At 68.3% G+C, this 20,298-nt stretch carries 20 protein-coding genes; 6 read left to right on the top strand and 14 right to left on the bottom strand.

Annotated features, from left to right (window positions below; genetic code table 11):
- The first annotated feature begins 55 nt into the window (after positions 1-55).
- Positions 56-1,303: a CehA/McbA family metallohydrolase gene (locus tag EV137_RS20085; RefSeq protein ID WP_134130323.1), complete on the top strand. Its 1,248-nt coding sequence runs from the start codon at positions 56-58 to the stop codon at positions 1,301-1,303.
- Between the two features lie 96 nt (positions 1,304-1,399).
- On the opposite strand, the gene EV137_RS20080 is transcribed toward EV137_RS20085, so the two are convergent.
- From EV137_RS20080 to ssd, 9 genes are all read right to left on the bottom strand, one after another.
- Positions 1,400-1,816: an NYN domain-containing protein gene (locus EV137_RS20080; RefSeq protein WP_134002522.1), complete on the bottom strand. Its 417-nt coding sequence runs from the start codon at positions 1,814-1,816 to the stop codon at positions 1,400-1,402.
- 70 nt (positions 1,817-1,886) lie between these two features.
- Positions 1,887-2,507, bottom strand: a complete 621-nt coding sequence (locus tag EV137_RS20075) for a response regulator transcription factor (RefSeq protein ID WP_134002520.1) — start codon at positions 2,505-2,507, stop codon at positions 1,887-1,889.
- Positions 2,508-2,693: 186 nt separating this feature from the next.
- Positions 2,694-3,149, bottom strand: a complete 456-nt coding sequence (locus tag EV137_RS42030; RefSeq protein WP_375372034.1) for an Rv3654c family TadE-like protein — start codon at positions 3,147-3,149, stop codon at positions 2,694-2,696.
- Positions 3,146-3,685, bottom strand: coding sequence for a TadE family type IV pilus minor pilin (locus tag EV137_RS42025; RefSeq protein ID WP_375372033.1), 540 nt, complete (start codon positions 3,683-3,685; stop codon positions 3,146-3,148). Before EV137_RS42025 ends, EV137_RS42030 begins: the two co-directional genes overlap by 4 nt.
- Positions 3,686-3,987: 302 nt before the next feature.
- A complete protein-coding gene (locus EV137_RS41780; protein WP_134130321.1) occupies positions 3,988-4,353 on the bottom strand; it encodes a DUF4244 domain-containing protein in 366 nt (121 codons plus the stop codon).
- 113 nt (positions 4,354-4,466) lie between these two features.
- Entirely contained in the window at positions 4,467-5,036 is a 570-nt protein-coding gene (locus EV137_RS20060) for a type II secretion system F family protein (protein WP_238175440.1), read from the bottom strand.
- 302 nt (positions 5,037-5,338) lie between these two features.
- Positions 5,339-6,136, bottom strand: a complete 798-nt coding sequence (locus EV137_RS20055; protein WP_134130320.1) for a type II secretion system F family protein — start codon at positions 6,134-6,136, stop codon at positions 5,339-5,341.
- A complete protein-coding gene (locus EV137_RS20050) occupies positions 6,133-7,311 on the bottom strand; it encodes a TadA family conjugal transfer-associated ATPase (RefSeq protein WP_134130319.1) in 1,179 nt (392 codons plus the stop codon). The genes EV137_RS20055 and EV137_RS20050 overlap by 4 nt, the downstream gene beginning before the upstream one ends.
- Before the next feature lie 26 nt (positions 7,312-7,337).
- Positions 7,338-8,381 (bottom strand): septum site-determining protein Ssd, encoded by a 1,044-nt coding sequence (ssd, locus tag EV137_RS20045; RefSeq protein ID WP_238175439.1) that lies wholly within the window; start codon positions 8,379-8,381, stop codon positions 7,338-7,340.
- A 235-nt stretch (positions 8,382-8,616) separates the two neighbouring features.
- Here ssd and EV137_RS20040 point away from each other — a divergent pair, with 235 nt between their 5' ends.
- Positions 8,617-10,332, top strand: a complete 1,716-nt coding sequence (locus tag EV137_RS20040; RefSeq protein WP_134130317.1) for a glycosyl hydrolase family 18 protein — start codon at positions 8,617-8,619, stop codon at positions 10,330-10,332.
- 28 nt (positions 10,333-10,360) lie between these two features.
- Positions 10,361-11,902 carry a glycoside hydrolase family 18 protein gene (locus EV137_RS20035; protein WP_134130316.1) on the top strand — a complete coding sequence of 514 codons (1,542 nt, stop codon included), beginning with the start codon at positions 10,361-10,363 and terminating at the stop codon, positions 11,900-11,902.
- 47 nt (positions 11,903-11,949) lie between these two features.
- Here EV137_RS20035 and EV137_RS20030 read toward each other — a convergent pair whose 3' ends face one another.
- Positions 11,950-12,717 (bottom strand): SGNH/GDSL hydrolase family protein, encoded by a 768-nt coding sequence (locus EV137_RS20030; protein WP_238175438.1) that lies wholly within the window; start codon positions 12,715-12,717, stop codon positions 11,950-11,952.
- Positions 12,718-12,805: 88 nt separating this feature from the next.
- Entirely contained in the window at positions 12,806-13,693 is an 888-nt protein-coding gene (locus tag EV137_RS20025; RefSeq protein ID WP_134002504.1) for a LysR family transcriptional regulator, read from the bottom strand.
- A 71-nt stretch (positions 13,694-13,764) separates the two neighbouring features.
- Between EV137_RS20025 and EV137_RS20020 the strand changes: the two genes are divergently transcribed.
- Positions 13,765-14,976: an MFS transporter gene (locus tag EV137_RS20020; RefSeq protein ID WP_134130315.1), complete on the top strand. Its 1,212-nt coding sequence runs from the start codon at positions 13,765-13,767 to the stop codon at positions 14,974-14,976.
- Positions 14,977-14,980: 4 nt separating this feature from the next.
- Positions 14,981-15,430, top strand: coding sequence for an aminoacyl-tRNA deacylase (locus EV137_RS20015; protein WP_134130314.1), 450 nt, complete (start codon positions 14,981-14,983; stop codon positions 15,428-15,430).
- A 2-nt stretch (positions 15,431-15,432) separates the two neighbouring features.
- Here EV137_RS20015 and EV137_RS20010 read toward each other — a convergent pair whose 3' ends face one another.
- Together EV137_RS20010 and EV137_RS20005 are read right to left on the bottom strand one after the other, a co-directional pair.
- Positions 15,433-16,335: a helix-turn-helix transcriptional regulator gene (locus EV137_RS20010; RefSeq protein ID WP_134130313.1), complete on the bottom strand. Its 903-nt coding sequence runs from the start codon at positions 16,333-16,335 to the stop codon at positions 15,433-15,435.
- Positions 16,336-16,349: 14 nt separating this feature from the next.
- Complete coding sequence (locus EV137_RS20005) at positions 16,350-18,026, bottom strand: chitinase (protein WP_134130312.1); 1,677 nt, start codon at positions 18,024-18,026, stop codon at positions 16,350-16,352.
- A 415-nt stretch (positions 18,027-18,441) separates the two neighbouring features.
- Between EV137_RS20005 and EV137_RS20000 the strand changes: the two genes are divergently transcribed.
- On the top strand, positions 18,442-19,239 hold the full coding sequence (locus tag EV137_RS20000; RefSeq protein ID WP_134002494.1) for an HAD family hydrolase: 798 nt from the start codon (positions 18,442-18,444) through the stop codon (positions 19,237-19,239).
- A gap of 273 nt (positions 19,240-19,512) precedes the next feature.
- On the opposite strand, the gene EV137_RS19995 is transcribed toward EV137_RS20000, so the two are convergent.
- On the bottom strand, positions 19,513-20,286 hold the full coding sequence (locus tag EV137_RS19995) for a Fic family protein (RefSeq protein WP_134130311.1): 774 nt from the start codon (positions 20,284-20,286) through the stop codon (positions 19,513-19,515).
- Positions 20,287-20,298: the final 12 nt, after the last annotated feature.

Genomic DNA, 20,298 nt, shown 5'->3' with positions numbered 1-20,298 from the left:
AGGGAGATCGCCTGATGGCTGTTCAGAGCTCGTTCGTGAGCGGGGAGATCGCCTGATGGCTGTCACGTCGTACCGTCGGCGCTGGACACTCGACGACCGCGCCGAGTCGGTCTGGCATTCTCTGCCCGTCGACATCCCGGCCGATTGTCCTGGCCTGCTCGTCACCCTGACCGTTCCGCCCGTCGAAGGCGCCGTCATCGACCTCGGCTGCGAAGGTGCGGCCGGTTGGCGCGGATGGTCCGGCGGCGCCCGGCAAACCTTCGCGATCACCCCCGACGCAGCCACCCCAGGTTACGTCCCCGGCGAACTCGAACCAGGCACCTGGTGGGTCGTCCTAGGCCTGCACCGAGTACCGGTCGAAGGCGTCGAACTCCTCGTCGAAGCGGTCACCGGCCCGGTCGACACCATCCCCGGTCTCACCGAGTACGCCGACACCTCGGCGGCAATCGCCGTACCCCCGCGACCACCGCGCCGTACCCTCCCCGCATCCTCCGGCCTGAAGTGGATCGCCGGCGACTTCCACGCGCACTCCCTCCACTCCGACGGGTCCACCCCCGTCGCCAACCTCGCGGCACTCGGTGTGTCGGCCGGCCTCGACGTACTGGCCGTCACCGACCACAACACCATCTCCCACCACGCCGAACTTCCCTCGCTCAGCAAACGCTTCGACCTCGGCCTCATCCCCGGCCAGGAAGTCACCACCGACACCGGCCACGCGAACGCGTTCGGCGCCATCGGCCCGATCGACTTCCGCCAACCCGCCGCCACCTGGGTCACGGAGGTCGCCCGCCGCGGAGGTCTCCTCTCGATCAACCACCCACTCGGCGGCGACTGCTCCTGGCGTCACCCACTCCCTGAACACCCACCGCTCGCCGAGATCTGGCACTCCTCCTGGCTCGACCACACCTGGGGTGGCCCCGTCGCGTGGTGGCAGGCCTGGGGTCTCGAAGGCACCACGCCCATCGGCGGCAGCGACTGGCACAACCCGACCTCCATCACGCCACCCGGCTCTCCCACTACCTGGATCGCCGTAGACGCCTCCGCCGAAGGCCCCGACGAACTCCCCGCCGCCACGCTCGAAGCCCTAGTCGCCGGCCGTACCGCGCTGTCTTGGTCCTACACCGCACCCGTCCTGGTCCGAGCCGACGACGAACTCATAGCCCTCGACGCCCCCAACTCACTAGTCATCTCCCCCGACGGCAGCCGTCACCCCATCCGCACCGACAGGGCACGCCTCCCCGCCACGCCCGGCCCCCACCTCCTCATAACCCACACCGGGAAACTCCTCTCCACCTGCACCTAACGCCACGGCCCGACGCACGCGATCCAACGGTCTGCGCGGAGGTCCGGGCGCTGTACTTCACCGAGCCGCTGCCGGCCTCGACGATGGTCGAGGTGCCTATTCAGGCAGGGCGTCCAGCTGGTCCAGGAGCCAGCGAGGGCCGGTGGTCGTCGCGCCGGTGGTTTCGACTCGTTGCCTGAGCTCGCGGTCCGCGGTGACCACAGTGACCGCCGGATGATGCGACTGCGCGGCAACCTCCGCAGTCACGCTCACGATGGTGTCGTCACCGGACCCTGACGCCAGCACCACCCGAACACGACCGGTCTCCGGCGCACCGTCCCCCGACACCGCCCGGCAAGCAGCGCCTTCCAGCACCACGACCACATCCGTGTCAGGCAACCGCTCCTGCAACGCCGCCAGCCGCGTCAACAACCGCCGGGCCGCGCCAACCCGATCCCGCCACCACCCATCCGGCCGTGACCCAACCACGTTCGCGGCATCAACAACGACGACCCGACTCCGCCCACCATCCACGACCCCCAGTCTGCCCGTCCCGCAGACCACCTGAGCAGAACCCCTTCGCTACCCGGCTGCGCGCCGGCAGCTAGTCGAGAAGCCAGCCGTTTCGTTCCGCGATCTCGACGGCGTCGGAGCGGGTGTGCGCGCCGGTCTTACCGATAGCCGACCAGAGCCGGGTACGGACGACGCGCTCCGACACGTCGAGTTCCTGCGCCATGACCGCGACCGATCCACCATCGCGTGCCGCGCGCAGCGTGTCGGTCTCGTCCGCGTTCAGCGGAGTCTCGGAGTACCTGAGAGTCTCGGCTGCGAGGTTCGCGTCGACCACGCGCAGACCGAGGTGCACCCGCCGTACTGCATCCGCCAACTGCGGCGCCGGACTGCTCTTCAACGCGAACCCTTTCGCCCCGGCATCGAGCCCGCGACGCAGGTGCACCGGCCGCCCGTACGTCGTGAGCATCACGACCCGGCACTCCGGCATCGACGTACGCAATCTGGTCGTCACGGTGATGCTGTCGCTGCCCGGACCGCCCGCATCGACCAGCGCGACGTTCGCACGGTGCCGTTTGGCCGCACCGACGACATCGTCAGATCGGTTGAGCTCGGCAACGATCTCCAGATCGCGCTCACGCTCCAGACCGCTGCGGAGCAAGCCTCGGCTGAGGATCTGGTCGTCGACCAGCAGCAGCCGAATCCGGTTGGGCAAACGAGCCTCCGAGGTAACCGTCCGGGCGCCGGGGAAGTACGTCCGGGAACATGAGCAGTACTCGGTTCCCGATCATGGAGCGCCCTCCCGTACGTCGTCCACATCAACGCGGCATCTCTACCAGATTGCGACCAGATCGCGATCACACCAGAACCGAGCACGCAACGAGTGGTTGACGCGGCGAGGTTATAGCGGCCCGGCACGGGCCGCCGCGGTCAGAGTTGGACGCGTCAGCCGCAGATCAAGCTGGAGTGAGACTTCAACGGTTACTGCGTCGGAAGCGACAACGCACGCAGTAAGCCGCACCTTGTTGAGCACAGCTACCCGCGCGGCTGTTGCGCAGGGCGTTGCGGACGGCGCGATGCCCGCAGGCTGCTCGTCATGTTCGAGCTGACCATCGGATCGGATGGGCCGGGCGGCGCTTGAGGGCTGGGCGGCGCTAAAGGATTGAGCGGTGCTTAGAGATTGGGCGGTGCTTAGGGATTGGGCGGCGCTTAGGGCGGTTAGGTCTGCTGCGGTGGCGAGTTTGTGGCGGGCGGTGGAGATTGCCGACCAGAGGATTGCTGCGGTGAAGGCGGTGAAGAGGAGTACGGCTGCGAAGAGGGTGTGGAGGGTGGCGCTGCCTCGTTCGGTACGGGTCATGGTGTGTCCGGCTCCGCTTGGAGGGTGGCGGTCGCTTTGAGACTTGTGGGAGACAGGAAGGCTAGGAGGGGTGGCTTGTGGGCTGGAGTGGCAGTGACTGTCACTTGGATGTCTGATGCGTCGCGGTTGATGACGATCGTGCCTGTGGGGACGGTGCGGCGACCGATCGCCTTCGCCTGATCGAGCGACTCCCCGCGGGCGACTGCCCGGGCCACATCGCGGGCAGCATCTATGCACCGGATGTTCAGCACGACGAGACCGATCGACCACATCCCCAACAGCAGCAGAGAAACCAGCACCGGAAGCGCCAAAGCCATCTCAGCCGTAACAGCCCCACGCTCAGCTCGGGCCGCGCGGCGGGCGCGGCTTGGGTGGTCGGCTCGGCTTGGGTGGTCGGCTCGGGTCACGTGGCCGGATCGGGTCACGTGGTTGGCTCGGGTCAGGTGGTTGGCTCGGGTTGGGTGGTTGGCTTGGGGCGTGGTGGTTGTTTGTGAGGTTAGGGCGCGTGGGGTGGGCGAGTCTGCGCGGTGGGGCATGGGGGTCCTTGGGGTGGCGGCCGGCCGGGGAGGGGCATCGGCCGGCCGCCGGATCGTGAGGGTCGCCGGCTCGGGTCGGGTGTGGCCAGCTCGGGTCGGGTGGCCGGCGCGGGTCCAGTGGTCGGCTTGAGTTGCAGGTCGTTGTTTGTGAGGCAGGAGCGCACGGGTGGGCGAGTCTTGGCGGTGGGGCATGGGGGTCCTTCGGGTGGCGGCCGGCCGGGGAGGGGGCATCGGCCGGCCGCCGGATCGAGGGTTGCCGGCTCGTCAGGGTTGATTGACCTGCTGGCTTTGGGGGCTTGGGGTCAGAGGTGTACGCCTTCTACGCCGGCGATCTTCAGGCCGTAGTTGATGATCGCTTTGAGGGCGTTCTGCATGGCGGGGGATCTGAGGAGGGCGACCAGAACGCCGCCGATGGCGCAGGCACCGACGATCATGATCGCGTACTCGGCGGTCACGGCCCCGCGTTCTGCGCGGTTGCGGAGGCGGTTGATGCCTTTGCCACAAAGGCGGCGAATGTTCGTAGCGCGGAAGGGGGTGACGCGCGAGCGACGTACACGGCTGGTGGTGTCAGGGGTGCGGGACTCGAGTTGGTTTTGGGGATATGGGACGGGGTGCGAGGAGGCTTCGGTGAGGAGTGGACGGTTGCTGGTGGCTGCTGCCTTGGGCATCTGGGCTCCTGCGGGGTGGGCTGGGAGTGCTGCGGGGGCTTGTCGGTAAACATGCCGTTGTTGGATCGCCTTTTTTCAAAAGGAGTTCTGGGCTGTGGACAAGGGGCGGGCTGTTAGGGGCGGAGGAGGTAGGGGATCAGGGAGTCGGCGATTGTCGGGACGATCGAGAGGAGTACGAACGCGGGGAGGAAGCACAGGCCCAGGGGCAGGGTGGCTCGGGATTCTGCGGCTCGGGCTTGTTGGTCGGCGGTGTGGTGGTGGGCTCGGCGGGTTTCGTCCGCGAGGTGTTCGAGGGTTTTGGTGAGTGGGGCTCCGGAGCGGAGTGAGCGAGTGATGGCTCGGGCGATGGGGGCGCAGGCGGGTTCGGTGTGTAGGTGAGCCCAGGCGGTGGTCGGATCGGCTCCTAGCGCCAGGTGGTGGGCGATTTTGGTGAAGACGTCGGCTAGTGGGCCCGGGAGGGCTTCGGCTACGAGGGTCAGGGCGTGTTGGGGTGGGCGGCCGGCTCGGAGGCAGGCGGTCACGAGATCGATCGCGAGGGGGAGGTCGCGGGCTATGCGGGCGTTGCGCTGTTTGGTGGTGGCTGGTTCGAGGCGGGACAGGGCTCGGGGGATGGAGTAATACGCGATCGCGGCTGGGATGAGGCCCCAGGGGAGGCCGATGAGTGCGAGGGCGGAGAGTGCCACGGCTGTTGCGGCTAGCCCGTGGGATCGCGGGGAGTGGCGGCGGACGCGAGGTTGCGGTGGGGTCAGCCGGCGGAGGTTGGGTCGGGGTGGGATGAGGAAATAGGTGCTTAGGGCAACAGCTGCGGCTGCGGTCAGTGCGTGGAGCATGCGGAGTCTCGTGGGGTGCGGGTGAACCCGCGGTGAGGTGCGTGCAGTGGGTGAGTGGGCGCGGTGCCTGGACGCGGCGCCTGGACGCGGCGCCTGGACGCGGTGCGTTGGCGCGGTGGTCTGCACCGGCGGTGGGTAGGTGCGAAGGGTGGGCTTCAGATTTGAGGGGTGGCTATTTGGGTGGTCCAGTGGAGGCCTGTTGCGGTGAGGGCGAGGCCTGCGGCTAGGCAGACCCAGCCGGGTGGGGTGGTGGTTAGGAACGTGAGGGGGTCGGCCCCCAGGAGGTAGCCGAGCGCTATGCCGAAAGCCGGGAGGACGGCGAGGATTCGGGCGGTGGAGCGGGCGCCTGCGAGGCTGGATTCGGTTTGGCGGTGGATTGCCTCGTCGGCTCGGAGGTAGTCGGCCAGGCGTTCGGTGAGGGTGGCGAAGGCGGCGCCGGATTCTTCGGTGACGCGCCAGGCTGCGGCCAGGGCCCGGAGGCTCGTCGCGCCGGGTTTGACGGCCGCCCGGGTGAGCGCGGCGGGGACGTCGGCACCGAGCTTGGCTGCGGCGTAGGGCAGTTCGAAGTCGGGGCTGATGGACGCGGCGCCTTCCAGTGCGGCGATCGGTGGGCGGCCGGCGGTGAGGTCGGCGGAGAGCACGTCGAGGGCTTCGATGATGTTGGCTCGGCGGGTTGCGATTGACTTCTGGTTTTGGTGGCGGGCTCGTTGGTGGGCGATCAAGGCGACGACGGCTACTGCGGCCAGGGCGGTGACGAGCGCTTGGGGGCCGAGGAGGGCGGTGGCTAATGCCGTTGGTGGGGCCAGGAGCCAGATCCGGGAGTTGGGGGATCTGAGGTGGGCTCGTCGTGTGCGGGCGGCGGGAGTCAGTCGGTGGACGCCCGCAGATCGGGGTGGGCGGGCGAAGGTGCAGGTAAGGAAGGTTAGGAGGGCGGCGAGGGCGGCCGGGTTCATGCAGCACCTGCGGGGGTTGCCTGAGCGGGGGTGGTGAAGAGGCGGGATGGAGGGTGGAGGGTGAGGGTGTTGTCGGGGTGGAAGGTGACTGCGGGGTGGGTGGTCAGAGGGCCGTTCGGGGGTTTGCTGAGGGTATGGATTTCGGTGATTCGGCGGTGGCCGGTGGGGGTTCGGGTCAGGTGGATGACGGCGTGTAGAGCGGAGGCTGCTTGGCTGTGAACGGCGGATTGGGACAGACCCGCGAGGGCGCCTAGGGCTTCCAGGCGGGCGGGTACGTCACAGGCGGAGTTCGCGTGGATGGTGCCGCAGCCGCCTTCGTGGCCGGTGTTCAGTGCGGTCAGGAGATCTACTACTTCGGGGCCCCGGACCTCGCCTACGACCAAGCGGTCGGGGCGCATGCGGAGGGCTTGGCGGACGAGGTCTCGGAGGGAGATCTCGCCGCTGCCCTCGATGTTGGGTGGGCGGGCTTCGAGGCGGACCACGTGTGGGTGATCCGGGCGAAGCTCGTTGGCGTCTTCTACCAGGACCAGGCGTTCGGCGGGATTTGCCAATGAGAGCAGGGAATTGAGGAGGGTGGTCTTGCCAGTGCCGGTGCCGCCGCTGATGAGGAAGGCCAGGCGGGAGTCGAGGAGGTCTTGGAGGATCGCAGCGCCTGCTTGCGGGAGGGCGCCGGAGGCCACCAGGTCGTCGAGGGTGAAGACCTTGCGGGACGGAACGCGCAGGGACAGGCAGGTGCCTGGGGCGGCGATCGGGGCCAGGACGGCGTGGAAGCGGGTGCCGTCGGCGAGGCGGACGTCGACGTACGGGGTCGAGTCGTCGAGACGGCGGCCCGCCGCAGCGGCGAGGCGGGTGGCGAGGCGGCGGATGGCCGATTCGTCTCCGGTGCGGATCGCGACGAACTCGAGCCCGCGGCCACGGTCGATGTAGACCTCGTCGGGGCCGTTGACCAGGATGTCGGTGACGCCCGGCTCGGCGAGCAGGCTGTCGAGTGGGCCGGCTCCTAGGGCTTCTCTACGCAGGGCCGTGACTACTGCGAGGACCATGGTGTCGCCGCAGATGGTGCCGTCGGCGCGGAGAGCTGCTGCTACGTGCACTGGGGTTGGCTCGGCGCCGGTGAGTGCGAGGGTGCTGCGGACGCGGTCCAGAAGGCCTGCAGGTACGACGGTGTTAGGCATGCGGGCACCTCTCTTCTCAGATTGGGCTAGGTGGGCGTTGGGTGAGGTGGGGGGAAGAGGTCCAGAAGGGTGGTGGCGGTTCGGGTCAGAGGGCTTCGGGGATTCAGGGAGAAATGCCCTTGATCCATGGCGACGGGGAGGGTTTTGTCGTGGCCGAGCTTTGTTGCTAGGGGCAAGGAGAGGTGCGCGGCGACGTCGGCAGGGGCGAGTCCGGCGCGGGAGTCTCGGACCACTACGCGGAGGTCGCCGGCGACGGCCCGGAGAGGGCCGGAGAGACGTTTGGCGGCTGCGACCGAGCGGACGTCGCACGGCACGACCAGAAGGGTTGCTGTCGAGCGGATGAAGCCCTCTTCTACGGCGGGGTCCGCGCGGCGCGGGAGGTCGAGGACGACCAGGTCGGCGCTGCGTTGAGCTGCGCCGATCACCGAGCTCATCGTGTCCGGCGGCAGGACGGTGACATCGGACTGGTCCCAGGACAGGACCGACAATCCGTCGACGGAAGGCAGTGCGGAGCGGAGAGCGACGGCGCTGACTCGGCCGGAGGCGTTCAGGAGCTTCGGCCAGCGGTCGCCGGGAGCGTGCTCGATGCCGAGGGCAAGCTCGATGCCGCCTCCGAGAGGGTCGCCGTCGATCAGCATCGTGCGGAACCCGCGCCGATTGCCGACAACGGCCACCGCGGCGGCGAGCGTGGTCGACCCTGCTCCCCCGCAGCCGCCGACGAACGCCAGGGTGACGGCAGATCGGTCGACACCGTCCAGGGCATCCGCAAGCTTGCCGGCGAGCAGCGGCTCGTCGTCGGGTAGTCGGCAGACGGCATCGGCGCCGACGTCGAAGGCACACCGGTAGAGATCGTCGCCGTCCGACGTCGAACCGACCACGACCACACCTGGCCGGTGCGCGGGTTGTACGCGCGCCAGCGGCTCCGCCAGGTCGCGGCCGAGAACGACCAGTGAACAGGCATGCCAGTGGCGCCGCAGGTTGAGCAGATCGAGCTCGACGAGGGGCGTCACGGATGCGGCCGCGGCCAGCCGGAGCAGGTCGTCGAGCAGGGCTTCGTTGGTAGTTGCCATCAGCACCGATGAGCTTGGTGAGTTCGTGTCCATACCAAGAACATGCCGTTGCCGGGCGCCTTCCGGGAACGCGACCGGATGCCTGTGGACAAAGCGCTGTCGGGTTTCCGTCAGCAGCGGGAACCCGCCACGACGAGCCCGCGACCAACCCGCCGGGAACGGTTACGGTTCCTTTCGAAGCGTCTTTAACTAAATTTCACCGGACCGCTTCCGCCCCATCGCTCCGGAGGAACAGATGAGTCGATTGCGCATGCTCGCCGCCACAGCCAGTGTCGCGGCCACCGCCCTGATCACCGCCGCCGGCGTCTCCCTCGCGAGCTCGGACGCCACCACGGCCAACGCAGCCGTCGCGGCGCCACAGGCGACCAGCGGCGGCGTCAAGACGGCGTACTTCACCCAGTGGGGGATCTACGCCAACGCCTTCTATCCCAAGAACCTGATCACCACCGGAGCCGGCGCGAAGCTGGACTTCCTGAACTACGCGTTCGCCAACATCGATCCGGTCAACCACACCTGCTTCATGGCCAACAAGGCCGCGTCGCAGGACGAGAACAACCCGAACGCCGGCGACGGCGCCGGGGACGCGTTCGCCGACTACGGCAAGTCGTACGGCGCGGACATCAGCGTCGACGGGGTCGGCGACGTCTGGAACCAGCCGATCCAGGGCAACTTCAACCAGCTCAAGAAGCTGAAGGCGAAGGTGCCGAACCTGAAGATCCTGATCTCGATCGGCGGCTGGACGTACTCGAAGTACTTCTCCGACGCCGCCTCCACCGACGCCAAGCGCAAGGCCTTCGTCAGCTCCTGCGTGAACATGTTCCTCAAGGGCGACCTGCCGGTGATCGACGGCTTCGGCGGCCCCGGTACGGCGGCCGGCATCTTCGATGGTGTCGACCTCGACTGGGAGTACCCGGGCTCGCCCAACGGTCACGTCGGCAACCACTACAGCGCCGCCGACAAGCACAACTTCACACTGCTGCTGGCCGAGTTCCGCGCACAGCTGGACGCGTACGGCGGGCAGACCGGAAAGAAGTACTACCTGACTGCCGCGACCCCGGCCGGACAGGACAAGATCGCCACGATCGAGACCGACAAGATCGGACAGTACCTCGACTACAACAACGTGATGACGTACGACATGCACGGCGGCTGGGAGGCCACCGGGCCGACGAACTTCCAGGACCCGCTTTACACGGCGCCGAACGATCCGAGCAACCCGATCCCACCGGGTCAGGGCAAGTACTCCGTCGACTCCGCGGTGAAGGCGTGGACAACTGGCGACTCGGCGTACGGCATCCCGGGCGGGTTCCCGGCGAACAAGCTCAGTATCGGATATCCCTTCTACTACAGGGGATGGAAGGGTGTTCCGGCCACTGACAACGGCAAGTACCAGACCGCGACCGGGGCGGCCGACGGACACGCGCTGAGCGGGAACGTGCCGGGTGTCTCGTTCTACAAGGAGCTCACCGGCTTCGTGGACAACCCGTCCGCCACGCACTTCGACGACACCACCAAGTCGTCCTGGTTCTACAGCAACGGCACGTTCTGGTCCGGTGACAACGCCCAGTCGATCAAGGCGAAGGCCGACTACCAGCACTGCAAAGGGCTGGCCGGCGCGATGATGTACTCGCTCGAGGCGCTGGACCCGGGGGTCACCCTCTTCAACAACGTGGTCGACTCCGTCAACGCCGGCACGGCCGGATGCAGCGGCCCGCCCACCACACCACCCACCACACCACCCACCACACCACCCACCACACCGCCCACGACTCCCCCGACGACGCCGCCGACCACACCGCCCGGCACGGCCACCCCGTGGGCCCCGAACACGACGTACGCGACCGGTGCGCTCGTGAGCTACGACGGCGTCACCTACAAGTGCATCCAGGGCCACACGTCCCTGGTCGGCTGGGAGCCGCCGAACGCCCCCGCACTCTGGGGCCGGGTCTGATCACGTACCGCCCACTGATCGGAGCATCATGAAACGCATCACCTTGGCGATAGCGGCCGTCACGGCCGTGGTTGTCGCCCTGCTGACCGCACAGGCAGCCAACGCGGCAGGTGTCACTGCCAGCTTCACCAAAGTGTCCGACTGGGGCACCGGCTTCGAGGGCAAGGTGACCGTCACCAACGGCACCACCAGTTCTCTCAGCACCTGGTCGGTCGCGCTGGACTTCCCGTCCGGCTACACCGTCAGCTCTACGTGGGACGCAACCCACACCAGCAGCGGACAGACGCACACGTTCACACCGCCGAGCTGGGCCGGCCCACTGGCTCCTGGCGCGACTGTCACCTTCGGCTTCAACGGCAGCCCGGGCAACTTCCCCGGCCTGGCCGCGTGCCGCTTGAACGGCGGCTCGTGCTCAGGCGGCGGTGGCGGCACCGTCCCCGGTGCACCCACAGGTCTCTCCGGTACGTCGTCCGCGTCGTCGGTGAGCCTCACGTGGTCGGCCGCGTCCGGTGCGACCAGCTACAACGTCTACCGGAACGGCACGAAGGTCGGCAGCCCGAGCAGCACGTCGTACACGGACTCCGGACTCGCCGCGAACACGACGTACAGCTACCAGGTGAGTGCGTCGAACAGCGCCGGAGAAGGCGCGAAGAGCAGCACCATCTCCGTCAAGACCGGCACCGGTGGCGGCAACACCGGCACCAAGCAGGCCGCGCCGTACCTGTACATGGGCTGGGGTGACCCGCCGAACCCGGCGACCGTGATGAACGCGACGGGTATCAAGTGGTTCACCATGGCGTTCGTCCTGTCCTCCGGTGGCTGCAACCCGGCCTGGGACGGCAGCCGCCCGCTGCAGGGCAGCGCCGACGCCAACGCGATCGCCCAGATCCGCGCGGCCGGTGGCGACATCGTGCCGTCGTTCGGCGGCTGGAGCGGTAACAAGCTCGGCCCGAACTGCAGCACCCCCGAGGCGCTGGCCGGCGCGTACCAGCAGGTCATCAACGCCTACAGCCTGAAGGCGATCGACATCGACATCGAGAACTCCGACGAGTTCGAGAACGAGGCCGTCCAGGACCGCATCCTGAACGCGCTGAAGATCGTCAAGCAGAACAACCCGGGAATCCGGACCGTCGTCACGTTCGGTACGTCGACGACCGGTCCGACGTACTACGGCAACCGGCTGATCGACCGGTCGAAGGAACTCGGCGCGAACATCGACGTGTTCACGCTGATGCCGTTCGACTTCGGCAGCTCGAACATCTACAACGACACGGTCGGCGCGTCGCAGGGCCTGAACAACAAGCTGAAGGCCACCTTCGGCTGGTCCACGGCGGAGGCGTACGCGCACCAGGGCATCTCCGGTATGAACGGTCTGTCCGACCAGCAGGAGATGACCACGACCGCGACCTGGCAGAACATCACCAACTGGGCGAAGAGCAACGGGCTCAGCCGGCTGGCGTTCTGGTCGGTCAACCGTGACCGCGGCTGCGCCGGCGGCGGCGTGGTGTCCAACTGCAGCGGCATCGCCCAGGCCGACTGGGACTTCACCCGCATCACAGCGGGCTTCTGAGCGGGAACTGCTGAACAAGACGGCTGGGTGCGGCGTCAGCGCCGCACTCAGCCGGCCTTGATCGCTTCGATGATCAGGCCGTTGCGGGCGTTCTGCCCGAGCGGGACCGACGGGTGCAGGCCGTCGCGGAGCAGGCGGGCCAGGCGGTTGGGGCTGGACGCCAGGTGCTCGGCCCAGCGCACGATCCGCAGGTTGTCGTAGCGACGCTGGGCGTCGGCGAGCTGCAGGTTGATCCAGGCGCTGTTGCGCTGGTCCGCGACCTTGATGTCGGGGCCGTGGGCGGTGCGGGCCGCCTGCACGTTGACCCAGTAGACGATCCGCTCCTCGCCGACGATCCTCATGGTCCGGTCGACCTGGGCCTCGACGGCCGGCGGCATGAAGATGTCGTTGGACCCGACCGACATCACGATCCGGTGCGGCAGTCCGTACTGCTGCGCCCAGAGGTCGAGAGCGTCGACCGCGGGGGTCACCGGCCGCCCGGCCCAGTTGTGGACGGCGATGTTGATCCCGAGCTGGGTCAGCTGCCGGGCGAGCGCCGGTCCGTCCTGGACGCCGATGCTGTCGCCGAACATGAAGACCCCGTCGGTCTCCCGGGCCTTGCGGATCTGCTGCTCGTTCGAGATCGCCCGTGCCTGGCGCTCCCAGGCACCGAGCACGCCGGAGCCGTAGGCGCCGAGGGAAAGCAGTCCGGCCGCCGGGGAACCTGGGACCGCCTCCGCCGCGGTGGCGGCGGCGACCGTCGACGCAGCCGCCGCGGTCCCGGCTGCGAACAACAGCCGGCGACTCGGCCGGAACGAACCCAGACGCTTCCTCACGAGGGCAAGGGTGCGGGGGAAAGCCCTCTCTGTGCAAGTCGACACCGCGAAATTGGGACGAACGCTACGGAAGTCGCGGCGAATGCGGTCAGCTGGTCGTCACCGGGCGCGATCTGACGAACGTCCGGAACCGCTCGGCCGCGGGCGTCAGCGGCATGCTCAGCCGCCACGCCATACCGATCTCCCGCCGGGCCCGTACGCCGGCCAACGGAACGGATACCGCGCCGCTGTCGTTCCCACGGACCGCACCGGCCGGAAGGATCGCCACACCGAGACCGGCACCGACCAGGCTGTCGATCGTCGCGAGGTCGGTCGCCTCGAACGCCAGCCGCGGACTGAACCCGGCCTCCTCGCACAACCGGTCCGTCACCCGCCGGAAGCCGAACCCGGGCTGCAGACCGACGAACGCCTCATCCCGGGCCGACTCCAGCTCGACCCGGCGCCGGGATGCCAGCGCATGACCGGGCGGCACGTGGAGATACAGCCGCTGCCGCTCGAGCAGGTGCCAACCGAAGCGCGCCGGGTCCGGCCGCGGCGCGATGATCGCGATCTCGGCCTCACCGCTCTCCAGGTCCTGGACGATGTCGTGCGCGGGCTCCTGCCGCAGCGCGAACCCGATGTTCGGTGCCACCGCCCGGAAAGCCTTCAGCAGGTCCGGCATCAGGCTGGTCGCGACCGAGTGCAGGAACGCGAGCCGCACCGTGCCGGACTCCGGGTCGAGCAACGCGTCGATCCGGCGCTTCGCCGTATCCACCGCCGCAGTCCCTGCTCGCGCCGCATCCAGAACCAGCCGGCCGTACGGATTCAGCCGTACGCCGCGACGCTCCCGCTCGAACAGCGGCACCCCGAACGCCCGCTCGACCCGCTGCAGCGACCGGGACAGATTCGGCTGACTCGTCCCCAGGGCGGCCGCCGCCTCGGTGAGGTGCTCGGTCTCGGCGAGTACGACGAACCACCGCAGATCCTCGACATGCATACGGTAATCGTATCGATTTCTGCTGAGATCGACATTTTACGTATCGCTCCAGCCGTGCGACCGTCGAAGACATGCACCAATCCGTCGCCCGCCAGACCGGCTACTTGCCCGGAGACCCCGAGTACCGCAAGTTGTCCGTCGCGCTGTTCGCGGCTGGGCTGGCGACGTTCGCTCTCCTCTACAGCACACAGCCGCTGCTGCCCCAGTTGGTCGACGCGTTCCACGTCTCGCCCAGCCAGAGTGCGTTCAGCGTGTCATTCGCGACGTTCGGCCTCGGTCTGGCGTTGCTGATCGCCGGTCCGGCGTCCGAGGCGCTCGGCCGGACCAATCTGATGCGCTGGTCGGTCGCTGCGACGTCGGTGTTCGCGCTGCTCAGCGCGTTCGCGCCGACGTGGCACCTGCTGCTCGCGCTGCGCGGTCTGCAGGGAATCGCGATGGCCGGGCTGCCTGCGGTCGCAATGGCGTACCTGCGCGAGGAGGTGCACCAAGACAGCCACGCGCGCGCCAGCGGCCTCTACATCGCGGGTACGGCGGTTGGCGGTATGGCGGGCCGCCTCATCGCAGGCGGGTTGTCGGACCTCGGCGGGTGGCGTTTTGCGACCGCCGGGATCGCTGCGGTCGGCGTACTGTGCGCGGCTGTCGTCTGGCTGTTGCTGCCCGCGTCAAAGAACTTCCACCCGAGCGCCGCGCGACCACACGACCTGTTCCGCGTACTGCGTGACCCGGCGCTGCTCGCGCTGTACGGGATCGCTGCGACGGCGGTGGGCGCGTTCGTGGCTGTCTACAACGGAGCGGTCTTCCGGCTGTCCGGTTCGCCGTACGAGCTGAGCGCCGGAGCAGCCGGGCTGGTCTTCTGTGTCTATCTCCTCGGGTCAGCCGGGTCGGCGACGGCTGGGACGCTCGCCGATCGGTACGGTCGGCGAGCCGTGGTGCCGGTCGGGTGCCTGATCACACTGGCCGGCGTAGCGATCACGCTTGCGGCTCCGCTGCCGTTGATCGTGCTGGGGCTGGCTGTGATGACCGCGGGCTTCTTCGCGGTGCACGGGGTCGCCAGCGGCTGGGTGCCGGCCCGGGCGCATGCGAGCGGCGTCGGGACCGGACAGGCGTCGAGCATGTACCTCTTCGCGTTCTACCTGGGCTCCTCGGTCTTCGGCGGCCTTGCAGGTACGGCGTGGAGCCGCGCCGAGTGGACTGGAGTGGCGGCCGAGGCTGGAGCATTGTTCCTCGTGACGCTGGTGCTCGCGCTGCTGCTGAAGAACGTTCCCAGCCGGGTGCAAAACTAAGTGGGTGACCAAAGCGACCGATGCGGCTGATCAGTTGGGGCTCACCTACCAGGTGACCAGGCATGGCCGGGTGAACTCGCTGGAGGAGGCCGCTGCGGCGCGCGGCATCGAGCCGGCGCGGCTGATCAAGACGATCGTGGTGCGGCTGTCCGACGACGACTACCGGTTCGTCCTGGTGCCGGGCGACCGCGAGATCGCGTGGCCGAAGCTGCGGACACTGCTCGGCGTGAGCCGGATCTCGATGCCGGACAAGGACACGGCGTTCGCCGTCACCGGCTACGTCCGCGGGACGATCACGCCGCTCGGAAGCACCCACGCCTGGCCGGTGATCGCGGACGAGCGGATCACCGGCACCATCTCGATCGGCGGCGGTGACCATGGGGTGGGGATCACGGTGGACGCCGAGGCCCTGACGAAGGCCCTGAGCGCCACCGTGGCGGACGTAACCGACTAAAGCTAGACAAGCAGGCCCTGCTGGCCCGCGCGGAGGCCGGCTTGGAAGCGGGTGGTGGCGTCCAGGGCTTTGAGGATCCGTTGCATTCGGCGTTCCACAGTCCGTTGGGCCACACCCAGACGCCGGGCGATGGCTTGGTCTGTCAGTCCGGCGGCAGCCAGTGACAGGAGCTGCTGGTCGTCCGGCGTGAGTGGGCCTTCGGACACGGATGGAGTCAGAGGACTGGCTTGTCGCCACAGCAGGTCGAATAGGCGCAGTAGGGCGTCCAGGAGGCTCGACGGTCCTAGTTCTACGACGACATCCGGCCCGGTCGGGAGGAGCGCCGTACGGCGGTCGACGATGACCAGTTTCAGCGGTACGTCGCGCAGCATCCGGCAACAGCCCGACGCTCGAGCCGCCACCAGATCGCCAGGCTCGGACAGTGACGCCATGTCGTAGATCGTCCGGTAGGTCACACCACGGGCGGCGAACACGGCGTACGGCAACCGGTCCAGCACGAGTACTTCGTCCTGTGCGCACTGCTGCGCCTGGTAGAACCGCTGGGCGATCGCCTCGGCGCCACGGATGACCGTGAACGCGTCCGGCTGTCTGAACTCGGCTGTCAGCGCCGCAGCACCCAGCCGGGCCTCCACGATCGCTGCCTGCTTCCGCAGCGCGAGCAGCTCGACCGCGGCGTCTGGTACGGCCGGCACGTAGCGGGCGGGCCGGCCTGGTGTCCGGGACGCAAGGCCGAGGGACAGTAGTGACCTGAGATGCCGGCCGACTCGGTTGGCCGGCCAGTCGACTGACAAGGCCAGAGAGGTCGCTGTGGACTCCGGGCGGGCCAGAAGCGCCCGGTAGAGCTGCTCGTCCTCCGAGCAGACACCGAGCGCCTCCAGCAGCGGAGCCGGTCGATAGCTGTGCATGATCAGGCGCGCGATCAGGGTAAGGCGTGCACGTGGCCGCCGACCTGGGTCGCGAACTGGTTGCCGTTCGACGCGTCCCAGTTGGTCGACCAGGTCATCGCACCGCGCAGCGACGGCCACGGAGTGCTCGGCTTGTAGTTGCCGCACCCGGTGCCCTTGGCCAGGCAGTCCAGCGCGTTGTTGACCACAGTCGGCGACACGTATCCGCTCCCGGCCGCTCGCGACGACGCCGGCAGGCCGAGCCCGACCTGGTCGGGACGCAGGCCGCCCTGCAGCATGATGCAGGCCTGGGCGGTGATGAAGTCGACCGAGCCCTGCGAGTACACCTGGCCGTCACAGCCGTTCATCGAGCCCGAGTTGTAGTACTGCACGTTGACGATGGTCAGGATGTCCTTGATCGCCAGCGCGAGCTTGAAGTACTCGAACGACGTGCTCTGCATGTCGATCGTCTGTGGCGCCATGGTGATCACCAGCCCGCTGCCGAACTGGCTCTGCAGGCTCCGCAGCGCCTGACCCATGTACTGCGCGTTGACCCCGTTCTCCAGGTCGATGTCGATCCCGTCGAACCCATACTCACGCAGCACCGAGAGAGCGCTCGACGCGAAGTTGGACGCTGCCGTCGGGTCGGCGACCGAGATGGTGCCGTTCTGACCGCCGACGGACAGGATGACCTTCTTACCGGCCGTCTGCTTCGCCGCGATGTCCGCCTTGAACTGCGCGACCGTGTATCCGCCGAGCCCGGCGCTGTCCAGGTTGAACGTGACGCCGCCCGGCTTCGACGCGTCGGCGTCCGCGAAGGCCACCGCGATCAGGTCGTACGCCGCCGGCACGTCGGAGATCTTCTGCACCGTCGCACCGTTGTTGAAGTTCTGCCAGTACCCGGTGAGCACGTGGGCGGGCAGGCTGCCGACCGGTGGGTTGGTGCCGCCGTCGGACGTGGTGCCCGACACGGCCGCGCCGTACGGCGAGCAGTTGCCGCTGGGGTCGCACGCCCGGACCTTGAACGAGTAGGTCGTCGACGCAGTAAGCCCGGTAGCGGTCCAGCTGGTCACGTTGCCGACGCTCTGCGCGGCCCCAGCCCCTCGGACGACGTCGTAGTGGTCGATGCCGTTCGCGTCGGACGCGGTGGACCAGGTCAGCTTCAGCGAGCTCGAGGTCGGGCTGCCGACCGCCAGACCACCCGGGGTCGACGGCGGTGTGGTGTCCTGCGTCCCGCCAGGTCCGTCCAGCACGACGTCGTCAACCTGGTACGCCGGGAGCGCGTACCAACTGTGGACGTAGATCGTCACGGAAGACGAGGCACCCGTGGTGAACGGCACGGTCAGCTGACTCCACCCGGAGCTCGTGGTCCACGTCGAGGGACCACCCTCCACACCGAGGTAGACGTTCGACCCCTTCACCCACGCCGACAGCGTGTACGCCGTATTGGGCTGGACCGCTATCGACTGGGAACACCGGGCGATGTCACTCCCACTCGGCGTCGCCTCGAGGGCGTACGAACCGGAGTGCGGCGCGGAGGTCGTGACGCCGCCGGCCGGGCATGACCAGCCGGAAAGCGTGCCGGACTCGAAGCCGGCGTTGGTGACGAGATTGGCGGCCGCGGAGGCGGAGCCGGGGACCAGGAAGGCCATGACCACGACGAGCAGGCTGATGACGACCGCTGCCTGGGGGCGGTGTGCAGGCGGTTTCATGCCTTACAACCTGTGACTGCTCAATTACATTGTCAAGACCCTGCATAAAGTGAGAACGCTCCCACGCGCAGAAAAGCGAGAATCTTTACGCTTACTTGGCTGATCGGAGAAAGGCGACGGCCCCCGGCGGGGGGGTGACCGGGGGCCGTCTTCGGCCACGGGCTCGGGGGGAGGAGCCGGGGGCCGTTCAGGAGGCGACAGTCTGCCACTGTCAGAGAGTTTGTACCCCCCGAGTTCGGGCTTCACACATCTCAGTTCAATTTCAACTGACTGCGTTTCGCCCAAGCGCCAGTCCCACCCGATCGGGTGCTTCCAGCCAGTGTCACTGTCACACTGCCGACTAGTCTAACGGGATACCGGCCCACGCAAAAGCCCGGGTCCCCGGCGTTTCTCCCGGCTGCCTATCCTCGACTGCATGGCGCATCCCGGAACGGCTCGATCGGCGGCCTTCTTCGATCTGGACAAGACCATTCTGGCCCGCTCGAGCACGCTGGCGTTCTCGCGGCCGTTCTACGCCGGCGGCCTGATCAACCGCCGGACGGTCCTGCGCAGCGCCTACGCCCAGTTCGTCTATCTGCTCGGCGGCGCGGACCACGACCAGATGGAGCGGATGCGGGAGTACATCTCCGCGATGTGCACCGGCTGGGACGTCTCGACGGTGCAGGCGATCGTCGCCGACACCCTGGACCACATCGTCCGCCCGATGATCCACACCGAAGCGGTCGAGCTGATCGCGCAGCATCACGCGGCCGGCCGGGACGTGGTGATCGTGTCGTCGTCCGGCGCCGAGGTGGTGGAGCCGATCGGCGCGATGCTCGGCGCCGACCGGGTGATCGCCACCCGGATGGTCGTTGCCGACGGCAAGTACACCGGCGAGATCGCCGAGTACGCGTACGGTCCGAACAAGGTGACCGCGATCGAGGCCCTGGCCGCGACCGAGGGCTACGACCTCGCGAGTTCCTACGGGTACTCGGATTCGATCACCGACGAGCCGCTGCTGGCCGCGGTCGGGCACCCGCACGCGGTCAACCCGGACAAGGCGTTGCGCCGGGTCGCGCTCGAGCGCGGCTGGCCGATCCTGGCGTTCGCGGAGCCGGGCGAGCGGGCCGGTTTCCCCGCCGTACGACGCCCCGCGCTGGCGGCCGGCCTGGTCGCGGCGATCGCCGCCGGAGCACTGCTGCTGGCCTCCCGGCGGCGGTCCCGGACGAGCTGAAAGCTGAAGCGGGCTTCATTGTTCTCAACTCCATGAAGGACTCCGCTTCCCCTTCACAGAAAGGGGTTTCAGGAGTACAAAGGAATCAACAAAGGGCCTCAGGGTCCGGTAGAGATTGCACGGGAACCCAGGTACCCACGCGGCGACCAGCCCATCCCAAACGGGCAGCGCGACCCAGGCTCGTCCTGTGGCGGCAAACAGGTGCACGCATGGTAACCAGGGCGACGTGCCAGCGACGGCGTTCTCACTCGAGAACGCCGTTCGCATGTTCACTCAGGACGAGAGCGGCGAGAGCTCGGCACCTCTTGTCACGACCTCGCAGGACCGCAGCAACCAATCACGAACGCCGGTCAATCCTCGCGCTGTGTAGTCGGTGAGACCCGACGCATAGGTCGCCCGCAACACATAGTGACCGCCCTCCGGGACCGTGACCGCCACCGGGTCGATGCCCCGGGCAACCAACAGCAGGCGCTCGGCGGCCCGGGCAACGAGTCCGTTGGCCGCCGGGAACGGGCGCAGGACGGCGAGCTCGGCGTGCACGATCGCCGCGACGACGAGACCGGGCGCCTTGGTCGGGCGGGTCAGGTTCTGCGCGAGGGCGCTCAGCCGCTCCCACATCTCGTCGGCATCGGGCGCCGGCGGCAGCCCGGGGATGTCGTCCGGCAGAGGTTCCGCACTGGTCCGGAGATGGCCCAACTGGTCCTCCGCGACCAGGTCGGCGGCGGCCAACTGGTGCAGTCTGGTCCAGACCTGCACCGGCGCCTTGTCCACCTGTGGCGCGAGCGACATCAGCTCGCCGGTCATCCGCACCGCGCCGGCGACCAGTCCGTCGGCATCACCTCGCCGTACCTCGTCCAGAACAGCCGTGCTGCCGGCCAGCGCCGCTGAGGCGTGCGCGCCCCGCAGCAGGGCCTCGGCGGTCATGTCCGAACCGACCCGGCGCAGCCCGCGATCCCGGAGCAGTACGTCGACCGCGTCCCGGGCCGCCCGTGCCGCCGACCCGACCCCCTCGAGACCGGCCAATGGCTCGAACACATCAGTACTCATAGCTGCACCATA

The sequence above is a fragment of the Kribbella pratensis genome (assembly GCF_004366075.1).
In the GTDB taxonomy this organism is placed as follows: domain Bacteria; phylum Actinomycetota; class Actinomycetes; order Propionibacteriales; family Kribbellaceae; genus Kribbella; species Kribbella pratensis.
This window is presented reverse-complemented; position numbering and strand designations above follow the sequence as displayed.

What these genes read in the sequence shown, in the direction of transcription:
- EV137_RS42030 (WP_375372034.1), bottom strand. Translation starts at nt 3,149, where the DNA reads ATGACCCGTACCGAACGAGGCAGCGCCACCCTCCACACCCTCTTCGCA.
- EV137_RS20040 (WP_134130317.1), top strand. Translation starts at nt 8,617, where the DNA reads ATGAGTCGATTGCGCATGCTCGCCGCCACAGCCAGTGTCGCGGCCACC.
- EV137_RS20010 (WP_134130313.1), bottom strand. Translation starts at nt 16,335, where the DNA reads ATGCACAGCTATCGACCGGCTCCGCTGCTGGAGGCGCTCGGTGTCTGC.
- EV137_RS20050 (WP_134130319.1), bottom strand. Translation starts at nt 7,311, where the DNA reads ATGCCTAACACCGTCGTACCTGCAGGCCTTCTGGACCGCGTCCGCAGC.
- EV137_RS20005 (WP_134130312.1), bottom strand. Translation starts at nt 18,026, where the DNA reads ATGAAACCGCCTGCACACCGCCCCCAGGCAGCGGTCGTCATCAGCCTG.
- EV137_RS19995 (WP_134130311.1), bottom strand. Translation starts at nt 20,286, where the DNA reads ATGAGTACTGATGTGTTCGAGCCATTGGCCGGTCTCGAGGGGGTCGGG.
- EV137_RS20025 (WP_134002504.1), bottom strand. Translation starts at nt 13,693, where the DNA reads ATGCATGTCGAGGATCTGCGGTGGTTCGTCGTACTCGCCGAGACCGAG.
- ssd (WP_238175439.1), bottom strand. Translation starts at nt 8,381, where the DNA reads ATGGCAACTACCAACGAAGCCCTGCTCGACGACCTGCTCCGGCTGGCC.
- EV137_RS20020 (WP_134130315.1), top strand. Translation starts at nt 13,765, where the DNA reads ATGCACCAATCCGTCGCCCGCCAGACCGGCTACTTGCCCGGAGACCCC.
- EV137_RS20085 (WP_134130323.1), top strand. Translation starts at nt 56, where the DNA reads ATGGCTGTCACGTCGTACCGTCGGCGCTGGACACTCGACGACCGCGCC.
- EV137_RS20055 (WP_134130320.1), bottom strand. Translation starts at nt 6,136, where the DNA reads ATGAACCCGGCCGCCCTCGCCGCCCTCCTAACCTTCCTTACCTGCACC.
- EV137_RS20035 (WP_134130316.1), top strand. Translation starts at nt 10,361, where the DNA reads ATGAAACGCATCACCTTGGCGATAGCGGCCGTCACGGCCGTGGTTGTC.
- EV137_RS42025 (WP_375372033.1), bottom strand. Translation starts at nt 3,685, where the DNA reads ATGCCCCACCGCGCAGACTCGCCCACCCCACGCGCCCTAACCTCACAA.
- EV137_RS41780 (WP_134130321.1), bottom strand. Translation starts at nt 4,353, where the DNA reads ATGCCCAAGGCAGCAGCCACCAGCAACCGTCCACTCCTCACCGAAGCC.
- EV137_RS20000 (WP_134002494.1), top strand. Translation starts at nt 18,442, where the DNA reads ATGGCGCATCCCGGAACGGCTCGATCGGCGGCCTTCTTCGATCTGGAC.